The 24,323-nt window shown below is 62.4% G+C and carries 24 protein-coding genes; 15 read left to right on the plus strand and 9 right to left on the minus strand.

Annotated features, from left to right (window positions below):
• The first annotated feature begins 126 nt into the window (after positions 1-126).
• From AC3WKX_RS28125 to AC3WKX_RS28135, 3 genes are all read left to right on the plus strand, one after another.
• The gene (locus AC3WKX_RS28125) at positions 127-1,068 is read left to right on the plus strand and encodes a DNA-binding protein (protein WP_102606325.1); all 942 of its coding nucleotides are present in this window, start codon (positions 127-129) and stop codon (positions 1,066-1,068) included.
• 163 nt (positions 1,069-1,231) lie between these two features.
• Positions 1,232-1,579, plus strand: coding sequence for an IncP plasmid survival protein KfrB (kfrB, locus tag AC3WKX_RS28130; protein WP_031942772.1), 348 nt, complete (start codon positions 1,232-1,234; stop codon positions 1,577-1,579).
• 25 nt (positions 1,580-1,604) lie between these two features.
• Positions 1,605-2,216 (plus strand): IncP plasmid survival protein KfrC family protein, encoded by a 612-nt coding sequence (locus AC3WKX_RS28135; RefSeq protein ID WP_256579842.1) that lies wholly within the window; start codon positions 1,605-1,607, stop codon positions 2,214-2,216.
• A gap of 46 nt (positions 2,217-2,262) precedes the next feature.
• Here AC3WKX_RS28135 and AC3WKX_RS28140 read toward each other — a convergent pair whose 3' ends face one another.
• From AC3WKX_RS28140 to AC3WKX_RS28150, 3 genes are read right to left on the minus strand one after another with little or no spacing between them, the layout of a single operon-like run.
• Positions 2,263-2,703 carry a conjugal transfer transcriptional regulator TraM gene (locus tag AC3WKX_RS28140; RefSeq protein ID WP_015061633.1) on the minus strand — a complete coding sequence of 147 codons (441 nt, stop codon included), beginning with the start codon at positions 2,701-2,703 and terminating at the stop codon, positions 2,263-2,265.
• Entirely contained in the window at positions 2,703-3,428 is a 726-nt protein-coding gene (locus AC3WKX_RS28145) for a nucleotide-binding protein (protein ID WP_015061634.1), read from the minus strand. The genes AC3WKX_RS28140 and AC3WKX_RS28145 overlap by 1 nt, the downstream gene beginning before the upstream one ends.
• A complete protein-coding gene (locus tag AC3WKX_RS28150) occupies positions 3,428-3,820 on the minus strand; it encodes a TraK family protein (protein ID WP_031943025.1) in 393 nt (130 codons plus the stop codon). The genes AC3WKX_RS28145 and AC3WKX_RS28150 overlap by 1 nt, the downstream gene beginning before the upstream one ends.
• 340 nt (positions 3,821-4,160) lie before the next feature.
• On the opposite strand from AC3WKX_RS28150, the gene traJ reads away from it, so the two are divergent.
• The 11 genes from traJ to AC3WKX_RS28205 all read left to right on the plus strand — a co-directional run bounded on the left by traJ (position 4,161) and on the right by AC3WKX_RS28205 (position 20,578).
• Positions 4,161-4,535 (plus strand): conjugal transfer transcriptional regulator TraJ, encoded by a 375-nt coding sequence (gene traJ / locus AC3WKX_RS28155; protein WP_015061636.1) that lies wholly within the window; start codon positions 4,161-4,163, stop codon positions 4,533-4,535.
• A 31-nt stretch (positions 4,536-4,566) separates the two neighbouring features.
• On the plus strand, positions 4,567-6,789 hold the full coding sequence (gene traI, locus AC3WKX_RS28160; RefSeq protein ID WP_031942767.1) for a TraI/MobA(P) family conjugative relaxase: 2,223 nt from the start codon (positions 4,567-4,569) through the stop codon (positions 6,787-6,789).
• Positions 6,786-8,690: a type IV secretory system conjugative DNA transfer family protein gene (locus AC3WKX_RS28165; protein ID WP_031942766.1), complete on the plus strand. Its 1,905-nt coding sequence runs from the start codon at positions 6,786-6,788 to the stop codon at positions 8,688-8,690. Before traI ends, AC3WKX_RS28165 begins: the two co-directional genes overlap by 4 nt.
• On the plus strand, positions 8,687-9,223 hold the full coding sequence (gene traF / locus AC3WKX_RS28170; RefSeq protein WP_102606324.1) for a conjugative transfer signal peptidase TraF: 537 nt from the start codon (positions 8,687-8,689) through the stop codon (positions 9,221-9,223). Before AC3WKX_RS28165 ends, traF begins: the two co-directional genes overlap by 4 nt.
• Before the next feature lie 14 nt (positions 9,224-9,237).
• A complete protein-coding gene (locus tag AC3WKX_RS28175) occupies positions 9,238-11,313 on the plus strand; it encodes a DNA topoisomerase III (protein ID WP_102606323.1) in 2,076 nt (691 codons plus the stop codon).
• Positions 11,314-11,317: 4 nt separating this feature from the next.
• Entirely contained in the window at positions 11,318-11,698 is a 381-nt protein-coding gene (locus AC3WKX_RS28180; RefSeq protein ID WP_031942763.1) for a hypothetical protein, read from the plus strand.
• A 3-nt stretch (positions 11,699-11,701) separates the two neighbouring features.
• Positions 11,702-15,709: a zincin-like metallopeptidase domain-containing protein gene (locus AC3WKX_RS28185; RefSeq protein WP_031942762.1), complete on the plus strand. Its 4,008-nt coding sequence runs from the start codon at positions 11,702-11,704 to the stop codon at positions 15,707-15,709.
• A 385-nt stretch (positions 15,710-16,094) separates the two neighbouring features.
• Entirely contained in the window at positions 16,095-17,777 is a 1,683-nt protein-coding gene (locus tag AC3WKX_RS28190) for a TnsB C-terminal domain-containing protein (protein ID WP_103406877.1), read from the plus strand.
• A gap of 2 nt (positions 17,778-17,779) precedes the next feature.
• The gene (locus AC3WKX_RS28195; protein WP_000393453.1) at positions 17,780-18,688 is read left to right on the plus strand and encodes a TniB family NTP-binding protein; all 909 of its coding nucleotides are present in this window, start codon (positions 17,780-17,782) and stop codon (positions 18,686-18,688) included.
• Between the two features lie 50 nt (positions 18,689-18,738).
• Positions 18,739-19,851, plus strand: coding sequence for a TniQ family protein (locus AC3WKX_RS28200; RefSeq protein WP_488656217.1), 1,113 nt, complete (start codon positions 18,739-18,741; stop codon positions 19,849-19,851).
• A 112-nt stretch (positions 19,852-19,963) separates the two neighbouring features.
• Positions 19,964-20,578 carry a recombinase family protein gene (locus AC3WKX_RS28205; RefSeq protein ID WP_000904941.1) on the plus strand — a complete coding sequence of 205 codons (615 nt, stop codon included), beginning with the start codon at positions 19,964-19,966 and terminating at the stop codon, positions 20,576-20,578.
• 52 nt (positions 20,579-20,630) lie between these two features.
• Here the strand turns inward: AC3WKX_RS28205 and merE are convergent, their stop codons facing one another.
• Genes merE through merT form a run of 6 tightly spaced genes read right to left on the minus strand, consistent with a single transcriptional unit; the run spans position 20,631 to position 23,778 of the window.
• Positions 20,631-20,867, minus strand: coding sequence for a broad-spectrum mercury transporter MerE (gene merE, locus AC3WKX_RS28210; protein ID WP_001087809.1), 237 nt, complete (start codon positions 20,865-20,867; stop codon positions 20,631-20,633).
• Positions 20,864-21,229 carry a mercury resistance co-regulator MerD gene (gene merD / locus AC3WKX_RS28215; RefSeq protein ID WP_003465059.1) on the minus strand — a complete coding sequence of 122 codons (366 nt, stop codon included), beginning with the start codon at positions 21,227-21,229 and terminating at the stop codon, positions 20,864-20,866. The genes merE and merD overlap by 4 nt, the downstream gene beginning before the upstream one ends.
• Before the next feature lie 16 nt (positions 21,230-21,245).
• Positions 21,246-22,892: a mercury(II) reductase gene (merA, locus tag AC3WKX_RS28220; protein ID WP_000136268.1), complete on the minus strand. Its 1,647-nt coding sequence runs from the start codon at positions 22,890-22,892 to the stop codon at positions 21,246-21,248.
• Positions 22,889-23,134 (minus strand): mercury resistance system transport protein MerF, encoded by a 246-nt coding sequence (merF, locus tag AC3WKX_RS28225; protein WP_000654684.1) that lies wholly within the window; start codon positions 23,132-23,134, stop codon positions 22,889-22,891. The genes merA and merF overlap by 4 nt, the downstream gene beginning before the upstream one ends.
• Before the next feature lie 2 nt (positions 23,135-23,136).
• Complete coding sequence (gene merP / locus AC3WKX_RS28230) at positions 23,137-23,412, minus strand: mercury resistance system periplasmic binding protein MerP (RefSeq protein ID WP_000735441.1); 276 nt, start codon at positions 23,410-23,412, stop codon at positions 23,137-23,139.
• 15 nt (positions 23,413-23,427) lie between these two features.
• Complete coding sequence (gene merT / locus AC3WKX_RS28235) at positions 23,428-23,778, minus strand: mercuric ion transporter MerT (RefSeq protein WP_001294667.1); 351 nt, start codon at positions 23,776-23,778, stop codon at positions 23,428-23,430.
• Positions 23,779-23,849: 71 nt separating this feature from the next.
• Here merT and merR point away from each other — a divergent pair, with 71 nt between their 5' ends.
• Entirely contained in the window at positions 23,850-24,284 is a 435-nt protein-coding gene (gene merR, locus AC3WKX_RS28240) for a mercury resistance transcriptional regulator MerR (RefSeq protein WP_000429838.1), read from the plus strand.
• The last annotated feature ends 39 nt before the right edge of the window (positions 24,285-24,323 follow it).

Below are 24,323 nucleotides of genomic sequence, written 5' to 3' on the forward strand. Positions count from 1 at the left end.
GCCTGAACGCCGGCCAACACGCGCCAGGCCGGGCGCTTTAGCCGCTAAAAAGTTTAGCTAAAACGCTTGACAGGTAAGAATAAGAAGAATATTATTATTCTTACCAACTACCAAGAGGGCGACACAATGGAGCTGACCAAGGAAACCCGCGACCGCATCTATGCTGCCGCCGATGCACTGTTCGAGCAGAACGGCCGGGATGCCTTCCCCACCGTCGATGCCGTGCGCAAGGCCGCCCGCGTCAACATGAATGACGCCAGCAGCGGCATGAAGGAGTGGAGGCGAGCGCAGACCGCCCAGGCGGCCCCGGTAGCCGTCCAGGTGCCCGAGGCCGTGTCGGCCGCCGGCGGCCAGGCGGTGGCCGTGTTGTGGCAGCAGGCCCAGGAGCTGGCGAACGAGTCGCTGCGGGCCGCACAAGCCGGCTGGGAGGGCGAGCGGGCCGAGCTGGACGCCATGCGGGCCGAGCTGGCCGACGCATACGAAACGCAGGCGACCGAGCTGGAAGCGGTGCAAGAGCAGAATGCGGAGCTTGGGAGGGAGCTGGCCACGGCGGGCAAGCAGATCGAGGCCCAAGACAAGACGCTGGACGAGATTGCAGCCAACCTTTCAGCTTCCGAGCGGCGGGCCGCGCTGGCCGAGCAGAAGGCCGAAGAGATCGAGCATCGCGCCCGCGAGCTGCGCGCCGAACTGGATCGGGCACACCAGGAAGCCGACCGCCTGCGCCAAGAGCGCGATCAAGCCGTGGGCCGGGCCAAGGCCGCCGAGGCAGAGCGTGACACCGCCCGCGATGAAGCCCTGGACGTGTTGGGCCAGATTGCCGAGATCAAGGCCAAGGCGAACGCCGAGCGCGAGGCGCACCAGGAGCAGCGTAAGACGGTCGCCCAGGAGGCCGCCCGACAGGCCGAGCGTTACACCAAGGCGCAGGCAGAGCGCGACAGCAGCCGCCAGGAGGCCGCTACGGCCCGCGAGGAAGCCGCTACCCTACGGGGACGCTTGGAAGCCTTGGAAACCGTCATGGCGAGGGCCGAGAAGGCCGAGCGTGGCCGGGGTAAGAGTGATAAATCCTGATTTATCGGAGGGTTTTCACTAAAATTAACAGTTACCTTGACAAGCGCGCCCCGGCAAGATGGATAAAGCCGGCCTCGAACTGCCGAGGTCGGCTTTTTTCGTTGTGGCGTATGGAGGTGCCAACATCCATTTTTTAACCAGTACCAACGATTAGGAGTGTCCAATGAAACAACGCCTATTGGTCATGAACGGGCAACGCATCGTTCAGGCCGAGCAAGGAGGCGCGTGGACAAACGAGAAGGTGGACAAGGCCGGCGCACTCAAGCCCGGCATTTACAACCTGTACATGGCGAAAGAGGCCGACAAGGGCCAACGGCATGATGGGCTGATCGTTCACGCGGACAGTAGCAACGTGTATCAGCAGATCGGGAAAAATTTTGTCATGCACGAACGACAAAATTTCGATAAAGTACCAGAAGTAGGAGCATCAAAGAGTATTAGTTACGACGCCCAGGGCAAGGCCACGGTGGCCGCCGAAGCCGCAAAACTTAGCCGAGGGCGATCCCGATAATTTTTAGCGGCTAAAGGAGGCTTCCTTGAACAAATCAGCATCCCGACGAGACAGCAGCGCCCCGACACCTACCAAGCCGGGCCGTGCCGCTGCCGCTACGAGCGGCGGCGAAGAGCTGCTAGAGGCCGCGCAGGAAATCGAGCGCGAGCAGCAGGCGGCCTTGGAGGCCGCCCCAATCGAGCAGACCTATCAAGAGGCGCTGGCCGTGTACGTCCAGGCGAAGTTCGCCCAGGTCGAGCATATCGAGGATCGCCTAGAAAACCTGATCGACCGGCAGCAGGCCCGCTTGCAGCAGGCGCAGGCAGGGAAGCCGAGTTTTTTGGCGCGGCCAGGTACGCGGCAGGCGTGGCAAAGCCAGCAAGTACAGCAGCAAGCGCGCTTGCAGGTGCTGCATACTCGCCTTGAGGTTGTCCGCGAGATCAAGGAAGGCATGGGCATCCATGCGCCCAAGGTCGAAGAGCTGGCCACGCGCAAGATGCGCGCCGAGCGCCCCGAACTGGCTTCGGATTGGGACGCAATGCGCGAAGCGCAGCGCCGGCACCAGGCGCTTATGCGCAAGCAGGAACAAGAACGAAAGCAGGCCCAGGAGCAGCGACTAGGACGGTCGCAATCCTTGGGACTGTCCCGCACCGTATAAACAAAAGCCCGGCACTGCCGGGCTTTTTCTTGGAGCGGCGGCGGGCCTACATCGAGGCCCACAGGGCCAGTGCGGCGGCCAGCACGGCGAGGCCGGCGGCGGCCATGTTCAGCATGGACACGCGGCGCGCTTCCCGGATCGAGCCGGCCAGCTTTGCCGCGCTGGCGTCAAACTCACGCTGCACCGCTTCGGCCGCCGCTTTCGCGCCATCCTTCATGCCTTGCGCCATTGCCTCCTTGGAGGCCGCCAGGGCCGCGTTAAGCGTTCTTTCGGCCTTCCCCTTGGAGTCCTCACCCCAGCGGTGTGCAATGGCTTCCAGCTCCGATTTGAAGCCTTCCAGGATTTCTTGCTGGGCGGCTTGGCTGTCCTGCATCAAACGATCATTGATCGTTTGCAGTACCAGGATCGGGTCATCGCGGCTGACAGCGATGCCGTGCCGTGCCGCAATGGCCTTGATGGTTTCCTCGATCTTGTCGTCGCTTGCCATCAGAGCACCGCCGCATTTTCAAGCTGCTGGAAGAGCTGCGACTTCACGATCTTGAGCCGTTGGCGCGTCATGATCGTGAGGGCCGAGTCGGCCAGGGCTTCATCGAACGTCCGGCGCTCCTGGAGCATTTCCGAGAAGTCGCGGCCGTAGGTTTCTTCCTTGAGAGCCGGAATCTGGATGATGGCCGACACCCGCGCCTTATTGTCGGTGTACGCCTTCATCTTCTCGAAGCCCTTGCCTTCATGCTCGATTGGCCCCCAATACGGGTTGAGCCAGACCACGAACACGCATTCGGCCGGGAATTGCCGGGCAAGCGTGCTAAAGCCATTCAACGTGTCCAGGAAGGCTTGCCCGCCGGTGACGACCGTATGCACCACCAGTTCATGCCCCATGTCTTGGAGCAGCGCCGGCACCTGGTTGCCGATCAAGTAGCTGGACAGTGGGACGAACGAGCTGGCCCCGTTGTCGATGATGACGTCGCTTTTGGTTGAGGCGATTTGCTCCACCAGGGCATCGAAGTTCCTGGTGTTGATTTCGTCGCCATCCATGATGTTCAGGCGCTGCACGTTCAGCGCCCGATACCCCTCAAAGGTGCTGTTGACCGGATCGGTGTCGATGCAAAGCGGTGTTTGCCCCTTGCTCGCTTTGTACTGGGCAATTGCGGCCGCGATCATCGACTTGCCGACGCCGCCCTTGCCTTGCAAAACCATGTGAATTTTCGCCATTACAGTAAATCCTCTTTATTCGGTTTCGGGTTGAAGTTGAAGCCACCAATGGGCGTCGCTTCTTTCTTCGGTTCTTGTGGTGCATCGGTTTTCGCCTTGGCCTTCGGTGCTGGCTTGTCGGCCTTCACCTGGTCGGCCGGCGGCTTGGCGGGCGGCGTTGGTTCCACGTTGCGAATGAGCCGGTTCACGTAGCCGATAAAGGCGTCATACCCGAACTCGATCTTTCCTTCATCGCGCAAGGTGTCCCAGATCACCTTGACTGGCCAGCCATCATCCAGCGCCTTTTTCACATCGTCCCGAACCGCAAGAAACGATGCCCGGTTCTTCCCGGTTCGACTCGGCTGCCTGGTGCTTACCCGCTGGGCAATGCGTTCTGAAAGGCTCTTAGCCATAACGATTTTTCATCCTTCATCAATACGATTCCTTCCCGATTTTAGGTCGATTGGAGCACTACATCCACGATTCTAGCGCAACTCTAGCCAGTTTCGCTATATCGTTGATGCAATCGTTCTAGTTTTGAGGCAAAATCGCTAGTAAATCGAATGTGAATCTGATTTCATTCTTGGCGTCAAAGGAGCCGTAAGGCGGGCAGGATGGGTGAAGTTAGCTAACCGGGCAAGCCGGTTATCTATCTTCACTGTCCCTTATTCGCGCCGGGGGCACTCAACGGGAATCCTGCTCTGCGAGGCCAGCCGGCTACCGCCGGCAAGAAGCAACAAGCGAGGTTGGACGATGGAGCAAGACGAAAAGCAAACAGGCCGGAAGCGCCGGCAGCACCTTCGGGTGCCGGTGTTCCCGGACGAGAAGGAAGAGATCGAACGCCAAGCCCGGCAAGCGGGCTTGAGCGTTGCGCGCTACTTGCGCGAGGTCGGCCAGGGCTACGAGATCAAGGGCATAACCGACTACGAGCGCGTGCGCGAGCTGGCCAGGATCAATGGCGACCTTGGCCGCTTGGGCGGTTTGCTGAAACTCTGGCTGACCGATGACGTGCGAACCGCCCACATCGGAGAAGCGACCCTTCGGGCGCTGCTGGGGCGCATAGAGGCGACCCAGGACGAAATGGGGCGCGTCATGAAAGCCGTGGTGCGGCCGAGGGCCGAGCCATGACTTTAGCCGCTAAAAAAATCGAGCGTGCCCGATGATCGCCAAGCACGTTCCCATGCGTTCGCTTGGCAAGAGCGACTTCGCTGGCTTGGCGGAGTACATCACGGACGCGCAAAGCAAGACCGAACGGCTGGGCCTGGTCACAGTCACGAACTGCCAGGCCGGCACCGTGCAGGCCGCTACGGACGAAGTGCTGGCGACGCAGCACATGAACACGCGCGCCACTGGCGACAAGACCTTTCACCTGCTGGTGAGCTTTCGCGCTGGCGAGAAGCCCGACGCCGACACCCTCAAAGCGATTGAAGAGCGTATTTGCGCGGGGCTGGGTTATGGCGAGCATCAACGAATCAGTGCCGTGCACCACGACACCGACAACCTGCACATCCACATCGCCATCAACAAGATTCATCCGACGCGCAACACGATGCACGAACCCTTCCAGTCCTATCGGACGTTGGGCGAGTTGTGCGAAGTCCTGGAACGCGACTACGGGCTGGAAAAAGACAACCACACCCCGGCGCGCAGCATCGCCGAAGGCCGGGCGGCCGACATGGAACGACATGCCGGCGTGGAAAGCCTGGTCGGATGGATCAAGCGCGAATGCCTGGAAGAGATCAAGGCCGCGCAGTCCTGGACGGAACTGCACCAAGCGTTGCAGGCCAACGGCCTAGAGCTGCGAGCAAAAGGCAATGGCTTCGTAATCGAAGCCGGCGACGGCACCCAGGTTAAGGCAAGCACAGTAGCCCGCGAACTTTCCAAACCGAAGCTGGAAGCGAGGTTTGGCCCGTTCGAGGCATCGCCCGAACGGCAAGCGGAAACCAAAGCGAAGCGGCAGTACCAGAAGAAGCCGGTACGCCTGCGGGTCAACACCGTTGAGTTGTACGCCAGATATAAGGCCGATCAACAAACCTTGGCGGCCACGCAACGGGCCGCGCTGGACAAGGCCAGGCAGCGCAAAACCCGGAAGGTCGAGGATGCCAAGCGGTCGAATCGGCTACGGCGGGCCACGATCAAGGTCTTGGGCGAAAACCGATTGAACAAGAAGTTGTTGTACGCCCAGGCCAGCAAGGCGCTGCGCGCCGAGATCGACAGCATCAATAAGCAGTACCAGAAGGATCGCCAGGACTGCTACGACGCCCACAAGCGGCGCACATGGGCCGACTGGCTCAAGAAGGAAGCCTTGCAGGGCAACAGCGAGGCGCTGGCCGCCCTGCGCGCCAGAGAGGCCGCCCAAGGTCTCAAGGGCAACACCGTGAAGGGCGAGGGCCAGGCGAAGCCAGGGCACGCGCCCGTGGTGGACAACATCACGAAGAAGGGAACGATCATTTTCCGCGCTGGCAAGACTGCGGTGCGGGATGACGGCGACAAGCTGCAAGTGTCCCGCGAAGCCACCCGCGAGGGCTTGCAGCAAGCCCTACGGCTGGCAATGGAGCGGTACGGCAACCGCATCACGGTCAATGGCACCGCCGAGTTCAAGGCGCAGATCATCCGCGCAGCCGTCGATTCACAACTACCCATCACGTTTGCCGATCCGGCGCTGGAAAGCCGGCGGCAGGCTCTTTTGAAGAAGGAGAACACCCATGACAGACCCGAACAAGATCGAGGACGAACTGGACGCGGCACTGGCCGCGCTGGATCAAGACCCGCTGCCGACGACAACGCTACCCGATCCGGCATCAACGCCGGAGGAAGCGGGCGCGATCCAGCAGGAGGGATTCACGCCGCCGGACAGCACAGGAAGCCCGACATTGGACGCATTGGAAGAGTCCCGCCGCCCCAAAGCAAAAACCGTTTGCGAGCACTGTCCAAACTCGGTGTGGTTCGCATCGCCAGCGGAAGTGAAGTGCTATTGCCGCGTGATGTTCCTGGTCACATGGAGCAGCAAGGAACCCAACCAGATAACGCACTGCGACGGGGAGTTTCTGGGCCAGGAGGAAGGCTAGACGCACGACCGGAACACAAGCCCGAGCAGGTCAAGGCAATGGATAAATACATTGCCGAACGCGAAGGCAAGAGGCTAAAAGGTTTCGATATACCGAAACACTCGCGTTATACTGACGGTGATGGCGCGTTGTCGTTTGCCGGTATGCGGAACGTCGAGGGCCAGGACTTGGCCCTGGTAAGGCGTGGCGATGACGTGATGGTTATGCCCATCGACCAGGCCACCGCCCGCCGCTTGAAGCGCATTGCCATAGGCGATGCCGTCTCGATCACACCAAAAGGCTCGATCAAAACGTCGAAAGGAAGGAGCAGATGAAAATCAAGATGAACAACGCAGTTGGCCCACAGGTGCGCTCTGCAAAGCCCAAGCCGAGCAAGCTGCTGCCAACGCTGGGCGTTTTGTCGCTGGCCGGCGGCCTGCAAGCCTCAACGCAGTTTTTCGCGCATACGTTCCAGTACCAGGCAAGCCTTGGCCCGAACATCGGCCACGTCTATGCGCCCTGGTCGATCTTGCAGTGGGCGTCGAAGTGGTACGGCCACTATCCCAACGAAATCATGAGCGCCGGCAGCATGGGAATGCTGGTGACGACCGTGGGGCTGCTGGGCGTGGCCATTGCCAAGGTAGTCGCGTCGAACACGTCCAAGGCGAACGAATACCTGCACGGATCGGCGCGCTGGGCCGAGAAGAAGGACATTCAGGCGGCCGGCCTGCTACCCCGGCCGCGCACTGTCCTGGAAGTCGTGACCGGCAAGGAAGAGGCAACGGCCACCGGCGTCTATGTCGGCGGCTGGGAGGACAAAGACGGTTCGTTCTACTACCTGCGCCACAGCGGCCCGGAGCATGTCTTGTGCTACGCGCCGACGCGATCCGGTAAAGGTGTCGGCCTGGTTGTCCCGACGATGCTTTCGTGGCCCGCCAGTGCCGTCATTACCGACCTCAAGGGCGAGTTGTGGGCCTTGACCGCCGGCTGGCGGAAGAAGCACGCGAAGAACCGGGTTCTGCGCTTCGAGCCGGCCTCATCGAGCGGCGGAATTTGTTGGAATCCCCTGGACGAAATCCGGCTGGGAACCGAATTTGAAGTGGGCGACGTGCAGAACCTTGCCCAGCTCATCGTTGACCCGGACGGCAAGGGGCTGGACTCCCATTGGCAGAAAACCGCGTTTTCGCTGCTGGTTGGCGTGATCCTTCACGCGCTTTACAAGGCCAAGGCAGACGGCACCTATGCCACGTTGCCATCGGTCGATGCCATGCTGGCCGATCCCAACCGCGACATTGGCGAGTTGTGGATGGAAATGACGACCTACGGCCACGTTGACGGCCAGAACCACCATGCCATCGGATCGGCGGCCCGCGACATGATGGATCGGCCGGAGGAAGAAGCCGGATCGGTGTTGTCCACCGCGAAATCGTACCTGTCCCTGTACCGCGATCCGGTTGTGGCCCGCAGCGTGAGCAAGTCAGAGTTCCGCATCAAAGACCTGATGCACCAGGACGACCCGGCCAGCCTGTACATCGTCACGCAGCCCAACGACAAGGCCCGACTGCGCCCGTTGGTGCGAATCATGGTCAACATGATTGTGCGGTTGCTGGCCGACAAGATGGACTTCGAGGATGGCCGGCCGGTCGCGCACTACAAGCACCGGCTGCTGATGATGCTGGACGAGTTCCCGAGCCTTGGGAAGCTGGAAATCCTGCAAGAGTCGCTGGCTTTCGTCGCCGGCTACGGCATCAAGTGCTACCTGATTTGCCAGGACATTAACCAGCTCAAGAGCCGCGAAACCGGATACGGCCACGACGAGACAATCACCAGTAACTGCCACGTCCAGAACGCCTATCCGCCCAACCGTGTCGAGACTGCCGAGCACCTTTCGCGGTTGACCGGCCAGACCACCATCGTCAAGGAACAGATCACGACTAGCGGCCGCCGCACGGCCGCCATGCTGGGCCAGGTGTCACGCACGTTCCAGGAAGTGCAGCGCCCCTTGCTTACCCCCGATGAGTGCCTGCGAATGCCAGGGCCGCGCAAGTCGGCCACAGGCGAAATCGAGCAGGCGGGCGACATGGTTGTTTATGTCGCCGGCTATCCCGCGATTTACGGCAAGCAACCGCTGTACTTCAAAGACCCGGTATTCCAGGCGCGTGCCGCAATCCCCGCTCCGAAGGTCAGCGACAAGACCATCCACATCCAGGACGCGGGGCAGGGGATCACGATATGAAGAACGTGGCGAAACGCATCACGGCCGGCGTAGCCATCGCCGGCATTGCTGTCTTGGTGCTGGGCGCTGGCGGCTATGCCGCCGGTGCCCGGATCAACACCACCAAGAGCATTCCAGTTGGCTTGTACTGGACGAGCAGCGCGCCGGTGGAGAAGGGCGCGTATGTGCTTTGGTGTCCGCCGCAAACGGGCGTATTCGATGACGCCAAGGAAAGGGATTACATCGGGGCCGGGTTCTGCACAGGCGGATACGGCTACATGATGAAGCGCGTTTTAGCCGCTAAAAACGACGCCGTGACTGTCAGTGATGACGGTGTGCGCGTGAATGGCGAGCTGCTGCCCTTGAGCAAGCCCATCAAGGCCGATTCGGCTGGCCGGCCGTTGCCACGCTTCCAGGCCGACCACTACACGCTAGGCAATTCCGAAGTGCTGCTTATGTCGGACGTAAGCGGCACATCGTTCGATGGCCGTTACTTCGGCCCCATCAATCGTTCGCAAATCAAGACCGTGATTCGTCCGGTCATCACCTGGTAGGGAAGGGGATCACCATGCGACTTTTCATCGCTGAAAAACCATCCGTAGCGAAAGCCATTGCCGAGGCGCTGGGCGTCACAAGCAAAGGCGACGGCTACATCGAATGCGGCACCGACAAAATAACCTGGTGCTTTGGTCACATGCTGGAACAGGCCGAGCCGGACGAGTACACGCCCGATGACGTGCCGCGCAACAGCAACGGCAAAAAAATCTGGCGCATCGAAGAGCTGCCAATCATCCCGGAAACGTGGATTTTGCGGCCGAAGGACGACGCGAAGAAGCAGCTTGCCGTGATCGGCAAACTCATCAAGGAGGCGGGCGAAATCGTCAACGCTGGCGACCCCGACCGTGAAGGCCAGTTGCTGGTCGATGAAGTGCTGCACCACTTCAAGGCCAACAAGCCAACGCGCCGCTTTTGGGTTTCCGCGCAGGACACCGTGACGGTCAAGCGGGGCTTGGCCGCACTGAAAGAAAACAACACTTATCACGGCTGGGCCGACGCTGCCCGAGGCCGCGCACGCGCCGATTGGCTGATCGGCATGAACCTTTCCCGCGCCTACACCTTGCGGGCGCAGCGCGGCGGTTCCAGGGCCTTGCTGACCGTGGGCCGGGTGCAGACTCCGACGCTGGCCCTGGTCGTGAATCGTGACCGTGAAATCGAGGCTTTCAAGCCGGTGCCGTATCACACGATCCGCGCAGCGATTCAGCACGAAGGCGGGACGTTCATGGCCGCCTGGAAGGCGAAGGAAGATCAAGCCGGCCTGGACAGCGAGGGCCGCCTTGTCGATACCGCCGTGGCCGATGCCCTGGTCGCCAGCGTCAAGGGCCAGCCCGGCAGCATTGCCGAGTACAAACAGGAAGCGAAGAAGCAGAACCAACCGCTGGCGTTCGCACTGTCCGACATTACGGTACTGGCCTCGAACAAGTACGGGTACAGCGCCGAGGACGTGCTGAATACCTGCCAGTCGCTCTATGAAACTCACAAGCTGACCAGCTACCCGCGAACCGATTGCGCGTACCTGCCCGAGTCGCAGCACGCCGACGCGGCCAACGTGCTCGATGCCGTCAAGCATGTGAACCCGGAGCTGGCCAGCCTGGTCGATGCCGCCGATCCGCGCATCAAGTCCAAGACCTGGAACGACTCGAAGATCACCGCGCACCACGGCATCGTGCCGACCATGCAAAAGGGCAGCAAGGCCGGCTTGAGCGAGCGCGAACGCAACATCTATGAACTGATCGTGCGGGCCTACATCGCGCAGTTCTACCCGCTGCACGAATACATGCAGACCACCGTGGGCGCGGACGTTGCCGGCGAGACATTCGCGGCCAGCGGCAAGGTAGTCACGAAAAACGGCTGGCGTGACGTGTACGACCAGGTGGACGAGGACGCCGACAAGGAGCAAGACGACAGCGACAGCCAGCGCCTGCCGGCGATGAAGCAAGGCGACGGCGTGACTTGCACCGACGCCGCCCGCAAGGACTCGAAAACGAAGCCACCGCAGCGGTTCACCGAAGGTACGTTGACCCGCGCAATGGAGAACATCCACAAGTTCGTGGCCGACGCCGAACACAAAAAGATGCTGCGCGAAGGCGACGGCATCGGCACTTCGGCAACCCGCGCTTCCATTCTGGCCGAGCTGAAACGCCGCGAGTTCCTGGAAACCAAGGGCAAGCAGATCATCAGCACGACCTTGGGCCGCAGCGTGATCGACGCGCTGCCCGAGGTTGTGAAAAGCCCGGTACTCACCGCCCTGTACGAACGCATGTTGAAGGGCATTGAGCAGGGCACCGCCGAGCTGGCCGCGTTCATCACGAAGCAAGAAGCCTTCATCCGCGACCAGGTGACAAAGGCCAACACCGGAGCCGTGACCATCGCCGGCGGCAAAGAAGCCGCGCCAGTGTCCACCCTGCACAAGTGCATGGCGTGCGGCACCGGCCTTTCGCGGCGGCCGAGCAAGAAGAAGGGGCATTTCTGGTGGGGATGCAGCAACTACCCAGGGTGCAAACAGACCTATCCCGACCTGAAAGGCCGGCCCGACTACAGCAAGGGCCGCAGCGGCCCAGCAGATTCAACCACCGACAAGGAGTAACGCCATGACTGACCCGAAGAACCAAACCAACACCACCGATGCGGCGCTGCCGCCGGTCGATGACTACGCCACCGCCACCGAGGCGCTGCGCGAGAAGCTGGCCGATGCACAGACGCCCGGCTACCAGGCCGAATTCGACCCCGAGGAAGCCGAACGCGCCGGCGCGTTCGTGGAGGATGCCTTGAGCGAGCAGGACGCCACCGACAGCAACGCTGACCTGGTGGACGTGCCGGGCGAAGAGCAGCCGGAGTTCCTGGACGACGAAGGCCCGAGCGCGGAAATCCCGACCTTCATCACCCGCACGAACGCCCGCGAGCGATTCGGCATGAAGGACGGCGAGACGGTGCCCGAGGCAATCGCCAGGCACAACGCCAAGGAGGATTGATAGATGGCCATCACCAAGGCCGAGGCCGAAGGGGTAGCGCGGCTGTTCTTGCGCGACTACCCCGGCGCGCTTGAGCTGGCCTATAAGTTCCGCGACAACACGGCCCAGCTTTACGGGCCGCGTGCCGTGGAAGTGCCCCAGGACATGAAGGGCGGCTATGTTCCGAAAGAGACGACAGCCGCCAACGGTCGCACCTACCGGGGCCGCGTGGACGTGCCCCTGGATAACGTCCAGGACGCCCGCGACTTGCTCATCACGTTGCGCCATGAAGTTCTAGGGCACTACGGAGCCAACACCTTCGCACCGGCCGAGAAGCGGGCCTTGCTCGATGGCGTGATCGCCGGCCGCGAAGAACCAACGCTCAAGCCGCTATGGGATGACATCAACGAACGCTATGCCGGCACGTCGCTGGACATGCGCGCCGAGGAAGTCATTGCCCTGCAATCCGAAGGCATCGCACCACGTCACCACGTTGGCAACGACCAGGTGCAGCAGCGAGGCCAGCAATCTTTCAAGGAAACCTGCATCGCCCGAGTCCGGCCGATGGGAGCCGACGACCTGCACAACATCGTTTGCATGGTCGCCCAGGGCCTGCATGACCGCACCAGGACACAGCAGACATTCCCGGAGATCAACGAACTATTCAGAAGGGACAACACTATGGAACCGAAGAAGCCGTTTCATGAAGTGGTGGCCGAAAAGCTGATCGAACAGCTCAAGGCCGGCACCGCACCTTGGCAAAAACCGTGGCAGCCAGGCGAACCCAACTCGCTGATGCCGATGAACCCCACCACCGGCAAACGCTATAAGGGAATCAACGCCATTCACCTGATGGCCCAGGGCCGCGATGATTCGCGCTGGATGACCTACAAGCAGGCGGGGGCCGCCGGCGCACAGGTGCGCAAGGGCGAGAAAGGCACGCCGGTTCAATACTGGAAGTTCAGCGAAGAGCAAGACAAGCTCGATGACCAGGGCCGGCCGATACGCGATGCGAACGGCGAGAAGGTCAAGCAAACCGTCCAGCTCGAACGACCCCGCGTTTTCTTCGCTACCGTGTTCAACGCCGAACAGATCGACGGCCTGCCCCCGCAGCAGATCAAACCGAAGGCCGAACAGCAATGGGATGCCGTGGAGCGGGCCGAACACATCCTGCAAGCGTCCGGGGCCAGAATCAGCCACAGCGCCGGGGATCGGGCTTTCTATCGGCCATCGACCGATAGCATCACCCTTCCAGAAAAGAGCCAGTTCGAGAGCGCCGACCGCTACTATGCGACCGCGTTGCATGAGCTGGGGCACTGGACTGGCCACCCTTCGCGCCTCGACCGCGACCTTGCCCATCCCTTCGGGTCGGAGGGTTACGCCAAGGAAGAGCTGCGCGCCGAGATTTCCTCGATGATCGTGGGCGACGAGCTGGGCATCGGGCACGATCCCGAACAGCACGCCGCCTATGTCGGTTCCTGGATCAAGGCACTGCAAGACGATCCGCTGGAAATCTTCCGCGCATCGTCCGACGCCGAGAAGATTCACGATTACGTGCTGGCCTTCGAGCAAAAGCAGGTGCAGGAACAGCAGGCCGACTTGCGGCAGCCGCATGAAATGACGCTGGCCGAGTTCGCCGCCCAGGCCACCACCGAGAAGCTGGAAAACCACGGCCGCCAGTGGAACGTCACCCTTGGCGACCGCTATTCGTCGTTTTCCGATGCCGAGAACCCCGAAGCCGCCATTGCGGACGTGCATCGCGGGGCCGTCAACAACGCCTTGTACTTGAACACGCCCGGAGCGGCAGAGATCGGCACCAAGCCGACCTTCCCGCCGGCGGCCGTGCTGGCCGAGTACCCCGACCTGGTAGCGCAGTTCCCGGAGGCGCGGGCGCAGCAGGAGGAAGGAACAAACATGCAGACACCAATCAACATCGACAGCCTGCCTGGCCGCCTGGTGGATCGACTCGCCGACAACGGCATCATGTCCAGGCCGGATGCCGAGGTCACAAGCGCGCTACGTGACTTGCACACCGGCACCGACGCCACCAGGGCAATCGACAGCCAGGCACTGGACGAGGCCAGCCAGCAGGCTTTCGGCTTCACCCTGCCCGCTGATTGGAGCGGCCTGGTGCAAGTCCAGGGCAACGTCATGGAGGGCGAAGGCGACCAGCAGAGCGTCACGGCCGCCGCATCCCTTGGCGTCGAACCCGAGTTCTATGGCGTGTATGCCCGCCGTGAAGATGGTACGCACCAATGGCTTGCTGACTTCGACAGCGAACAGCAGGCCGACGAGCTGGCCCAGCGACTGGCGGCGGTCGATGCCCATGCCGAGGTCAACGACCTTGAGCGTGCGGCAAAGCTGGCCCGCGTACATGAAGAGCGGGTGCGCCGCGACCCCAACAGCACCGACGAGGACATTTCAGCGGCTAAAGAAGCCCGGAAGGATGCCGAGGCGACCGCCATGCTCAACGATGCGGACTTGCAGCGCCGCATTGCCGAGCTTGAACGCGACCAGCAGGCGCAAGCCCAAGGCGTGGCGGCCGAGCCGGAGCAGCAGAAGCCCGAACGCGAGTACATCAATGTGCCGTTCAAGGAAAAGGACGAAGCCAAGGGACTCGGGGCGCGCTGGGATCGCCAGCAACAGTCCTGGTACGTGCCGGCGGGCGTCGATGCCGCCCCATTCGCCAAATGGGCGCAGGGAGCCGCTACGGCGGCCACAGAGGCCCGTTCAGAGGCCGCAGCACCCCAAGCCCAGCCCGAGGGCCAGAAAGCCGCCCAGGGCCGCACCTATCTGGCCGTTCCCTACGCCGAACGCGGCGAGGCGAAGGCCGCCGGCGCGCTTTGGGACAAGGCCGCGAAGTCCTGGTATGCCGGCCCGCGTGCCGACTTGGCCAAGCTGGAACGCTGGAACCCCGAGAACGTATCGACCCAGCAGGGGCCGGCCATGACGCCCAGGGAAGAATTTGCCGAGGCGATGAAGGCGGCCGGCTTGCAGGTTGGAACCGTCAAGGGCGCGGCCGGCGACCATCCGATCATGGACGGCAAGAAGCACCGTGTTCCGGTCGAGGGCGGCAAGGCCGGCGCGCTGGACGGCTTTTATGTCGGCCACCTGGACGGCCACCCGGCGGGCCGGATCATCAACAACAAGACCGGCACGGACGTGACCTGGAAGAGCAAGGGCTACGCTTTGAGCGACGAGGAAAAAGCCAAGCTGCAAGCCGAGGCCGCGACCAAGCTGGCCGAGCGCAGCGCCGAGATCGAGAAGCAGCAGGAAGCGACCGCGCAGCGGGTCGGCCGCCAGATGGACGGCCTTACCGCCATCGAGCAGCCGACGCCGTACCTGGAAGCCAAGGGCATCAAGCCGCAGGCCGGGGCGCTGACCGACAAGGACGGCCAGAAAACCTACATCCCCGCCTTCGACGTGGACGGCAAGCAGTGGACGATGCAGTACATCCAGGAGGACGGCACCAAGCGATTCGCCAAGGACTCGAAGAAGGAAGGATGCTTCCATCCGGTCGGCGGCATGGATGCCTTGGCCGCAGCGCCGGCGCTGGTGATTTCCGAGGGCTACGCCACGGCCGCGAGCAATGCCGAGGCGCTGGGCTTCGCTACCGTCGCCGCGTTTGACTCCGGCAATCTGCCCCACGTCGCCCGCGCCTTGCATGAGAAGTACCCGGACAAGCCCATCATCATCGCCGGCGACGATGACAAACAGCAGGAGATCGAGCGCGGCCACAACCCCGGCCGGGCCAAGGCCGAGGAAGCGGCGCAGGCGGTCGGCGGCAAGGCCATCTTCCCGATCTTCGCGCCAGGCGAGCAGGCGGGCGATCCCAAGGGCTTCACCGACTTCAACGACTTGGCCAACAAGAGCGAGCTGGGCCGCGAAGGCGTCAAGCGCCAGGTCACTACGGCGGTGGGCAAGGTGCTGATCGACGTTGGCCAGGAGCAGAAGGCGCAGAAACTGGAACAGGAGCAGAAGCGCGAGCAGAAGCAAGAGCAGCGGCCGAAGCGGGCCGCCAAGATCGGATAACCCCACCACCACCCTGCACCACTTCGCCGCCCCGCACTCCGGGGCGGTTTTTTTTTGGCGTGCTGGCCAGGTCGGAGATCCACGCCGGCGAGATCCACAACGAGATCCACGCGGCCAAGTTGCATGGTCAAAAATAACCTAGCCAATTTGAGTCGGGAGCCTTCCCATTTTGGCTAGGCATGGAACAATAGCCATTTTCCCTATACCCAAATTGACCAGGGGGCCGAATGAAAGTCGCTCGATGTCATTTTCAGAAGACGACTGCACCAATTGACGGGGCGTAACGCCAGATGTGCAGGCGACTCCTGACAACGCAATATCAGAAGTCATCTGCACCAATCTCGACTATGCTCAATACTCGTGTGCACCAAAGCGAGGTGTGAGCATGGCGTCAGACACATCATTGATTGCCGAGCAAGGCGTGGCCACCCTGCCCGATGCGGCTTGGGCGCAGGCCCGGCAACGGGCGGAAATCATCGGGCCGCTGGCAGCGCTTGATGTGGTCGGGCATGAAGCCGCCGATGCCGCTGCTCACGCGCTTGGCCTGTCCAGGCGGCAGGTGTATGTCCTAATCCGCCGTGCCCGGCAAGGTGCTGGGCTTGTGACGGACCTGGCTCGCAGCCGATCCGGCGGCGGAAAAGGCAAGGGACGCTTGCCGGAATCAGTTGAGCGCATCATCCGCGAGTTGCTGCAAAAGCGCTTCCTGACCAAGCAGAAGCGTAGCCTGGCAGCGTTCCACCGCGAGGTCGCGCAGGCTTGCAAAGCGCAAAAGCTGCGGGCGCCGGCGCGCAACACCGTGGCTCTGCGGATCGCCGGCCTCGATCCGCTCAAGGCCACTCGCCGCCGGGAAGGTCAGGATGCGTCCCGCAGCCTGCAAGGTGTCGGTGGTGAGCCTCCCGCCGTGACCGCGCCACTGGAACAAGTGCAGATTGATCACACGGTCATCGACCTGATCGTGGTGGACGAGCGCGACCGGCAACCGATTGGCCGTCCGTATCTGACCATCGCCATCGACGTGTTTACCCGCTGCGTGCTCGGCATGGTCGTCACGCTGGAAGCGCCGTCATCTGTTTCGGTCGGCCTGTGCCTTGTGCATGTCGCCTGCGACAAGCGTCCCTGGCTGGAGGGTCTGAACATAGAAATGGAGTGGCCGATGAGCGGCAAGCCCAGGCTGCTCTACCTGGACAACGCGGCCGAGTTCAAGAGCGAAGCGCTACGCCGAGGCTGCGAGCAGCATGGCATCCGGCTTGACTATCGCCCGCTCGGGCAGCCGCACTACGGCGGCATCGTGGAACGGATCATCGGCACGGCGATGCAGATGATCCACGACGAATTGCCAGGGACGACCTTCTCCAACCCTGACCAGCGCGGCGACTACGATTCCGAAAACAAGGCCGCCCTGACGCTGCGTGAGCTGGAGCGCTGGCTCACATTGGCGGTCGGCACCTACCACGGCTCCGTGCACAACGGCCTGCTCCAGCCGCCGGCAGCGCGCTGGGCCGAAGCTATCGCGCGGACCGGCGTGCCAACCGTCATCACTCGCACCACGGCTTTTCTGGTCGATTTTCTGCCCATCATCCGCCGCACGCTGACCCGCACCGGCTTCGTCATCGACCACATCCATTACTACGCCGATGCGCTCAAGCCGTGGATAGCTCGGCGCGACCGCTTGCCTGCGTTCCTGATCCGGCGCGACCCGCGCGACATCAGCCGCATTTGGGTGCTGGAGCCGGAGGGGCAGCACTATCTGGAAATTCCATACCGCACCTTGTCGCACCCGGCTGTCACCCTCTGGGAACAACGACAGGCGCTGGCGAAATTGCGGCAGCAAGGGCGCGAACAGGTGGATGAGTCGGCGCTGTTTCGCATGATCGGCCAGATGCGCGAAATCGTGTCCACCGCGCAGAAAGCTACGCGCAAGGCGCGGCGCGACGCGGATCGACGCCAGCATCTCAAGGCAACGGCAGTTCTTTTCAAAACCACGCCACCACCGGACGCGGACATGGCTGACCCGCAGGCAGACAACCAGTCACCTGCCAAACCGTTCGACCAGATTGAGGAGTGGTAGCCGTGGAAGAATATCCCATCATCGACTTGTCCCACCTGATGCCGGTGGCCCAGGGCTTGGCCCGTCTTCCGGCGGACGAACGCATCCATCGCCTTCGCGCTGACCGCTGGATCGGCTATCCGCGAGCAGTCGAGGCGCTGAATCGGCTGGAAGCCCTGTATGCGTGGCCGAACAAACAACGCATGCCCAACCTGCTGTTGGTCGGTCCAACCAACAACGGCAAGTCGATGATCGTCGAGAAATTCCGCCGCACCCACCCGGCCAGCTCCGACGCCGACCAGGAGCACATTCCGGTACTGGTCGTGCAGATGCCATCCGAACCGTCGGTAATCCGCTTCTACGTCGCGCTACTTGCCGCGATGGGCGCGCCATTGCGCCCGCGCCCACGGCTGCCGGAAATGGAGCAATTGGCGCTGGCACTGCTACGCAAGGTCGGCGTGCGCATGCTGGTGATCGACGAATTGCACAACGTCCTGGCCGGCAACAGCGTCAACCGCCGGGAATTCCTCAACCTGCTGCGTTTCCTCGGCAACGAGCTGCGCATCCCGCTGGTCGGGGTCGGCACACGCGATGCCTACTTGGCGATCCGCTCGGACGACCAGTTGGAAAACCGCTTCGAGCCGATGATGCTGCCGGTGTGGGAGGCCAACGACGATTGCTGCTCACTGCTGGCCAGCTTCGCGGCTTCGCTCCCGCTGCGGCGACCCTCGTCGATTGCCACGCTGGATATGGCCCGCTACCTGCTCACGCGCAGCGAGGGCACCATCGGCGAGCTGGCGCACCTGTTGATGGCGGCGGCCGTCGCTGCCGTGGAGAGCGGTGAGGAAGCGATCAACCATCGCACGCTCAGCATGGCCGATTACACCGGTCCCAGCGAGCGGCGGCGGCAATTCGAGCGGGAACTGATGTGAAGCCAGCGCCACACTGGCCACTGCATCCGGCTCCCAGGGAAGGCGAAGCCTTGTCTTCGTGGCTCAACCGCGTGGCCCTTTGCTATCACATGGAGGTGTCCGAGCTGCTGGAGCACGATCTTGGTCACGGCCAGGTTGATGACCTGGACACCGCGCCACCACTGGCGCTGCTGGCGATGCTCTCCCAGCGGAGCGGCATCGAGCCGGACCGGCTGCGTTGCATGAGTTTCGCCGGCTGGGTGCCTTGGCTACTGGACAGCCTTGATGATCAGATTCCAGACGCATTGGAAACCTATGCGTTCCAGCTCTCGGTGCTGCTGCCGAAACTCCGCCGTAGGACGCGATCCATCACGAGCTGGCGTGCCTGGCTGCCCAGCCAGCCGATACATCGCGCCTGCCCGCTCTGTCTGAACGACCCGGCAAACCAAGCCGTACTGCTTGCATGGAAGCTGCCCCTGATGCTGAGCTGCCCGCTGCATGGCTGCTGGCTGGAATCCTATTGGGGCGTGCCTGGGCGGTTTCTCGGCTGGGAGAACGCCGACACTGCGCCGCGCACCGCCAGCGACGCGATTGCGGTGATGGACCGGCGCACCTGGCAGGCACTGACGACCGGCCATGTGGAGCTGCCGCGCCGACGCATCCACGCTGGATTGTGGTTTCGGCTACTACGCACGCTGCTCGATGAGCTGAACACCCCGCTTTCGACGTGCGGAACCTGCGCGGGGTATCTCCGCCAAGTCTGGGAAGGCTGCGGGCATCCGCTGCGTGCTGGGCAAAGTCTGTGGCGACCGTATGAAACCCTGAACCCGGCAGTACGGTTGCAGATGCTGGAGGCGGCGGCAACGGCAATCAGCTTGATTGAGGTGAGGGATATAAGCCCGCCGGGCGAGCATGCAAAGCTGTTCTGGTCCGAACCCCAAACCGGTTTCACCAGTGGCCTGTCGGCGAAAACGCCGAAGCCCGAACCCGTCGATCACTGGCAACGGGCAATCCAGGCCATCGATGAGGCCATCATTGAAGCGCGGCACGACCCCGAGACGGCACGCTCGCTGTTCGCGTTGGCTTCCTATGGTCGGCGCGACCCCGCTTCCCTGGAACAGTTGCGCGCCACCTTCGCAAAGGAAGGCATCCCCCCCGGAATTTCTGTCACATTACGTGCCTGATGGACCCTTTGCATGTCTTAGACAGAATGACGGGTTAAGTGACAAATTTTGACGACCAGAACTTTCCGGTGCACACTGTCACATAATCGAACGTATATGTGACAGGTACGACATGCTGATAGGCTACATGCGGGTATCGAAGGCGGACGGCTCCCAGGCTACCGATTTGCAGCGCGACGCGCTGATTGCCGCCGGGGTCGATCCAGTACATCTTTACGAGGACCAGGCATCCGGCATGCGCGAGGATCGGCCCGGCTTGACGAGCTGCCTGAAGGCGTTGCGAACTGGCGACACACTGGTCGTGTGGAAACTGGATCGGCTCGGACGCGACCTGCGACATCTCATCAACACCGTGCACGACCTGACTGGGCGCGGCATCGGCTTGAAGGTATTAACCGGGCACGGCGCGGCCATCGACACCACGACCGCCGCCGGCAAGCTGGTCTTTGGCATCTTCGCCGCCCTGGCCGAGTTCGAGCGCGAGTTGATCGCGGAGCGCACGATTGCCGGCCTAGCCTCGGCCCGCGCGCGCGGGCGGAAAGGCGGCCGGCCGTTCAAGATGACCGCCGCCAAGCTGCGGCTGGCGATGGCGGCAATGGGTCAGCCAGAGACCAAGGTCGGCGACCTGTGCCAGGAACTTGGCGTCACGCGGCAGACCCTGTATCGGCATGTTTCACCCAAGGGTGAGCTACGTCCAGATGGCGAGAAGCTACTCAGCCGAATTTGATGCCGGCATGAGGCAACGTAGCGACAGCGTGGTTTGTCTCAATGGGAAGCGCTCATGATCGATCTTTGAAGGCCCGCAGCAGTCGTGTCACAGACAGGACGAACAAACCGGTCAGCGTGAGGGCTGCGATACCCCAGTACTCTCCGATGAACGCGCCGGCCGTCGTGCCGGCCAGCACAATGGCGAGAATCGGCAAATGGCAGGGACAGGTGAGCACGGCCAGCGCGCCCCACAGGTAGCCGGTGATCGGTTTGTGCGTCTCGGACGGCAAGCGCTCGGGGCTGTTCATGGCAGACTCTCCGCGTGCTGTGCCGGCTCGGTCGGCATGGTGGCCAACTGCACCTCCAGATCGGCCAACGCTTCGCGCCGACGCTCGACGAACTGGCGCAGAACGGCAAGCTGCGCGGCCGCTTCATCGCCGTCCGCAGCATCCAGCGCCCGGCACAGCCGCGCCAGCGCGTCCAGGCCGATGCCCGCCTCGAAGGCCGCCCGCACGAAGCACAGCCGTTGCAAGGCGGCATCATCGAACAGGCCATAGCCGCCCGGGGTGCACGCCACCGGACGCAGCAATCCGCGCAGCAGGTAGTCGCGCACGATATGCACGCTCACCCCGGCATCAAGGGCCAGCCGGGACACGGTGTAGGCGCTCATTGAAAACCTCCTTTTTTTATCCAGCGCAGCAGGAAAGCTGCTTCACGTCCTTGTTGAAGGTCTGCGCCGCAAGCTTCAACCCCTCGACCATTGTCAGGTAGGGGAACAACTGGTCGGCCAGTTCCTGCACCGTCATGCGGTTGCGGATGGCGAGCACCGCCGTCTGGATCAGTTCGCCCGCTTCCGGGGCCACCGCCTGCACGCCGATGAGCCGTCCGCTACCTTCCTCGATGACCAGCTTGATGAAGCCGCGTGTGTCGAAGTTGGCAAGCGCTCGCGGAACGTTGTCGAGTGTCAGCGTGCGACTGTCGGTCTCGATGCCATCGTGGTGCGCTTCCGCCTCGCTGTAGCCCACGGTGGCGACTTGCGGGTCGGTGAACACCACTGCCGGCATCGCGGTCAGATTGAGGGCTGCGTCGCCGCCGGTCATGTTGATCGCGGCACGGGTGCCGGCGGCCGCTGCCACGTAGACGAACTGCGGCTGGTCGGTGCAGTCGCCGGCCGCGTAGATGTTCGGGTTGCTCGTGCGCATGCCTTGGTCGATAACGATGGCCCCTTGCGCATTGACAGTGACCCCCGCCGCGTCCAGCGCGAGGCTGCGCGTATTCGGTGCCCGACCGGTGGCAACCAGCAACTTGTCAGCGCGCAATTCACCGTGTCCGGTGGTCAGCACGAATTCGCCGTTCACATGGGCGACCTGGCTGGCTTGCGTGTGCTCCAGCACCTCGATGCCCTCGGCGCGGAAAGCGGCTGTCACGGCCTCGCCGATGGCCGGGTCTTCCCGGAAGAACAAGGTGCTGCGTGCCAGGATCGTGACCTGGCTGCCGAGCCGGGCAAAGGCTTGCGCCAGTTCCAACGCCACCACCGACGAACCGATCACGGCCAGGCGTGCGGGAATGGTGTCGCTGACAAGCGCTTCGGTGGAAGTCCAGTAGGGTGACTCTTTCAGGCCCGGAATCGGCGGCACGGCCGGACTGGCACCGGTGGCGACCAGGCAGCGGTCGAACGTTACCTCGCGCTCGCCACCCTCGTTCAAACGGACGACCAGGCTCTGGTCGTCCTTGAAACGCGCTTCACCGTGCAAAACGGTGATGGCTGGATTGCCGTCCAGGATGCCTTCGTATTTGGCGTGCCGCAGTTCATCGACACGGGCCTGCTGCTGGGCCAGCAGTTTGCTGCGGTCAATCGCAGGCACAGTTGCCGCAATACCGCCGTCGAACGGACTTTCCCGGCGCAGATGGGCAATATGGGCAGCGCGGATCATGATCTTGGACGGCACACAGCCGATATTGACGCAGGTGCCGCCGATGGTGCCGCGTTCGATCAGCGTGACCGTCGCGCCTTGCTCGACGGCCTTCAGCGCCGCCGCCATCGCGGCCCCGCCGCTGCCAATGATGGCGATATGCAAACCGGCGCCCTCAAGTGCATCACGGATTTTTGGTTCATCTTTGAAATCACCAACCCGGATCGAGCCTTGATAACCCAATGCGGCGATGGCGGCCAGCAGTTGGTTGTGGCTCACGGCGGTGTCTGCCATGACTTGCGCGCGGCTTTCTGGATAGGACACCACAGCGGCATTCACGCCGGGAATCTTTTCCAAAGCATCTTTGACATGGGTGGCGCAGGATGTGCAGGTCATGCCATTCACGGTGATTTCGGTCATTTTTTTACTCCATTGAATTTCGGGGTGCAGCAGGCATCGGCTTGGCGTTTTCGTTGGATGGCGTAGATGGTCAAGCCGATGAAAATCGCCAGCGCAGGCAGCAGCACATAGTCCAGATAGCCGGTCAGCGCGGACAAGCCGACCACACCGAGCAAAATGACCAGAACAGGGGTGAAGCAACACAGCGCCACGAGGGTTGTGCCAATGATGCTGACCCGCAGCAGTGTCTTCGGGTCTTTCATGATCAGTTCTTGACTGATGATGGGTAGCCCGCATCCTCGGTAGCCTTGGTCAGTTTCTGCACGCTGGTCTTGGCATCATCGAAGGTGACCACCGCTTCGCGCGTCTCGAAGGTCACGTCAACTTTACTGACGCCATCGACCTTGGAAATCGCCTTCTTGACAGTGATCGGACAGGCCGAGCAGGTCATGCCCGGTACGGACAGCGTAACGGTCTGGGTGGCGGCCCACACGGGGGCAACAACGGCAGCGAGGGCAAGGGCGGAAAGCAGCTTTTTCATGGTGAACTCCTGTGATCAATAGAAAAATGGCACGACGTAGGGAAATCCGAGCGCGACCAAAACCAGCACGGCCACGCCCCAGAAAATGAGCTTGTAAGTAGCTCGCACTTGGGGAATCGCGCAAACCTCACCCGGTTTGCAGGCGGCTGACGGCCGGTAGATGCGCCGCCAGGCGAAGAACAACGCCACCAGCGCCACGCCGATAAAGATGGGGCGATAGGGTTCCAACACCGTCAAGTTGCCGATCCAAGCGCCGCTGAACCCCAAGGCGATCAGAACCAGCGGCCCGAGGCAGCAAGCCGAGGCGAGGATGGCGGCCAGCCCGCCAGTGAAGAGCGCGCCGCGCCCGTTTTGAGGTTCAGACATACGTTTGTCCTTTCGAATCTGAATTGGATAGCTTAAGCTTACTTCCGTAGTTATGTACGGAGTCAAGCGATATGGAAAACAATTTGGAGAACCTGACCATTGGCGTTTTCGCCAGGACGGCCGGGGTCAATGTGGAGACCATCCGGTTCTATCAGCGCAAGGGCTTGCTCCCGGAACCGGACAAGCCTTACGGCAGCATTCGCCGCTATGGCGAGACGGATGTAACGCGGGTGCGCTTCGTGAAATCAGCCCAGCGGTTGGGCTTCAGCCTGGATGAGATCGCCGAGCTGCTGCGGCTTGAGGATGGCACCCATTGCGAGGAAGCCAGCAGCCTGGCCGAGCACAAGCTCAAGGACGTGCGCGAGAGGATGGCTGACCTGGCGCGCATGGAGGCCGTGCTGTCTGATTTGGTGTGCGCCTGCCATGCGCGGAAGGGGAACGTTTCCTGCCCGCTGATTGCGTCACTGCAAGGGAAGAAAGAACCGCGCAGTGCGGACGCGGTGTAGCCCGAGGGAACTACGCCTTAGCGTGCTTTATTTTCCGTT

This window comes from Pseudomonas sp. GP01-A4, assembly GCF_058780865.1.

Excerpts from the sequence above, each read along its gene's own strand:
- AC3WKX_RS28125 (WP_102606325.1), top strand. The coding sequence starts at position 127 with ATGGAGCTGACCAAGGAAACCCGCGACCGCATCTATGCTGCCGCCGAT.
- kfrB (WP_031942772.1), top strand. The coding sequence starts at position 1,232 with ATGAAACAACGCCTATTGGTCATGAACGGGCAACGCATCGTTCAGGCC.
- AC3WKX_RS28140 (WP_015061633.1), bottom strand. The coding sequence starts at position 2,703 with ATGGCAAGCGACGACAAGATCGAGGAAACCATCAAGGCCATTGCGGCA.
- AC3WKX_RS28145 (WP_015061634.1), bottom strand. The coding sequence starts at position 3,428 with ATGGCGAAAATTCACATGGTTTTGCAAGGCAAGGGCGGCGTCGGCAAG.
- AC3WKX_RS28150 (WP_031943025.1), bottom strand. The coding sequence starts at position 3,820 with ATGGCTAAGAGCCTTTCAGAACGCATTGCCCAGCGGGTAAGCACCAGG.
- traJ (WP_015061636.1), top strand. The coding sequence starts at position 4,161 with ATGGAGCAAGACGAAAAGCAAACAGGCCGGAAGCGCCGGCAGCACCTT.
- traI (WP_031942767.1), top strand. The coding sequence starts at position 4,567 with ATGATCGCCAAGCACGTTCCCATGCGTTCGCTTGGCAAGAGCGACTTC.
- AC3WKX_RS28165 (WP_031942766.1), top strand. The coding sequence starts at position 6,786 with ATGAAAATCAAGATGAACAACGCAGTTGGCCCACAGGTGCGCTCTGCA.
- traF (WP_102606324.1), top strand. The coding sequence starts at position 8,687 with ATGAAGAACGTGGCGAAACGCATCACGGCCGGCGTAGCCATCGCCGGC.
- AC3WKX_RS28175 (WP_102606323.1), top strand. The coding sequence starts at position 9,238 with ATGCGACTTTTCATCGCTGAAAAACCATCCGTAGCGAAAGCCATTGCC.
- AC3WKX_RS28180 (WP_031942763.1), top strand. The coding sequence starts at position 11,318 with ATGACTGACCCGAAGAACCAAACCAACACCACCGATGCGGCGCTGCCG.
- AC3WKX_RS28185 (WP_031942762.1), top strand. The coding sequence starts at position 11,702 with ATGGCCATCACCAAGGCCGAGGCCGAAGGGGTAGCGCGGCTGTTCTTG.
- AC3WKX_RS28190 (WP_103406877.1), top strand. The coding sequence starts at position 16,095 with ATGGCGTCAGACACATCATTGATTGCCGAGCAAGGCGTGGCCACCCTG.
- AC3WKX_RS28205 (WP_000904941.1), top strand. The coding sequence starts at position 19,964 with ATGCTGATAGGCTACATGCGGGTATCGAAGGCGGACGGCTCCCAGGCT.
- merE (WP_001087809.1), bottom strand. The coding sequence starts at position 20,867 with ATGAACAGCCCCGAGCGCTTGCCGTCCGAGACGCACAAACCGATCACC.
- merD (WP_003465059.1), bottom strand. The coding sequence starts at position 21,229 with ATGAGCGCCTACACCGTGTCCCGGCTGGCCCTTGATGCCGGGGTGAGC.
- merA (WP_000136268.1), bottom strand. The coding sequence starts at position 22,892 with ATGACCGAAATCACCGTGAATGGCATGACCTGCACATCCTGCGCCACC.
- merF (WP_000654684.1), bottom strand. The coding sequence starts at position 23,134 with ATGAAAGACCCGAAGACACTGCTGCGGGTCAGCATCATTGGCACAACC.
- merP (WP_000735441.1), bottom strand. The coding sequence starts at position 23,412 with ATGAAAAAGCTGCTTTCCGCCCTTGCCCTCGCTGCCGTTGTTGCCCCC.
- merT (WP_001294667.1), bottom strand. The coding sequence starts at position 23,778 with ATGTCTGAACCTCAAAACGGGCGCGGCGCGCTCTTCACTGGCGGGCTG.
- merR (WP_000429838.1), top strand. The coding sequence starts at position 23,850 with ATGGAAAACAATTTGGAGAACCTGACCATTGGCGTTTTCGCCAGGACG.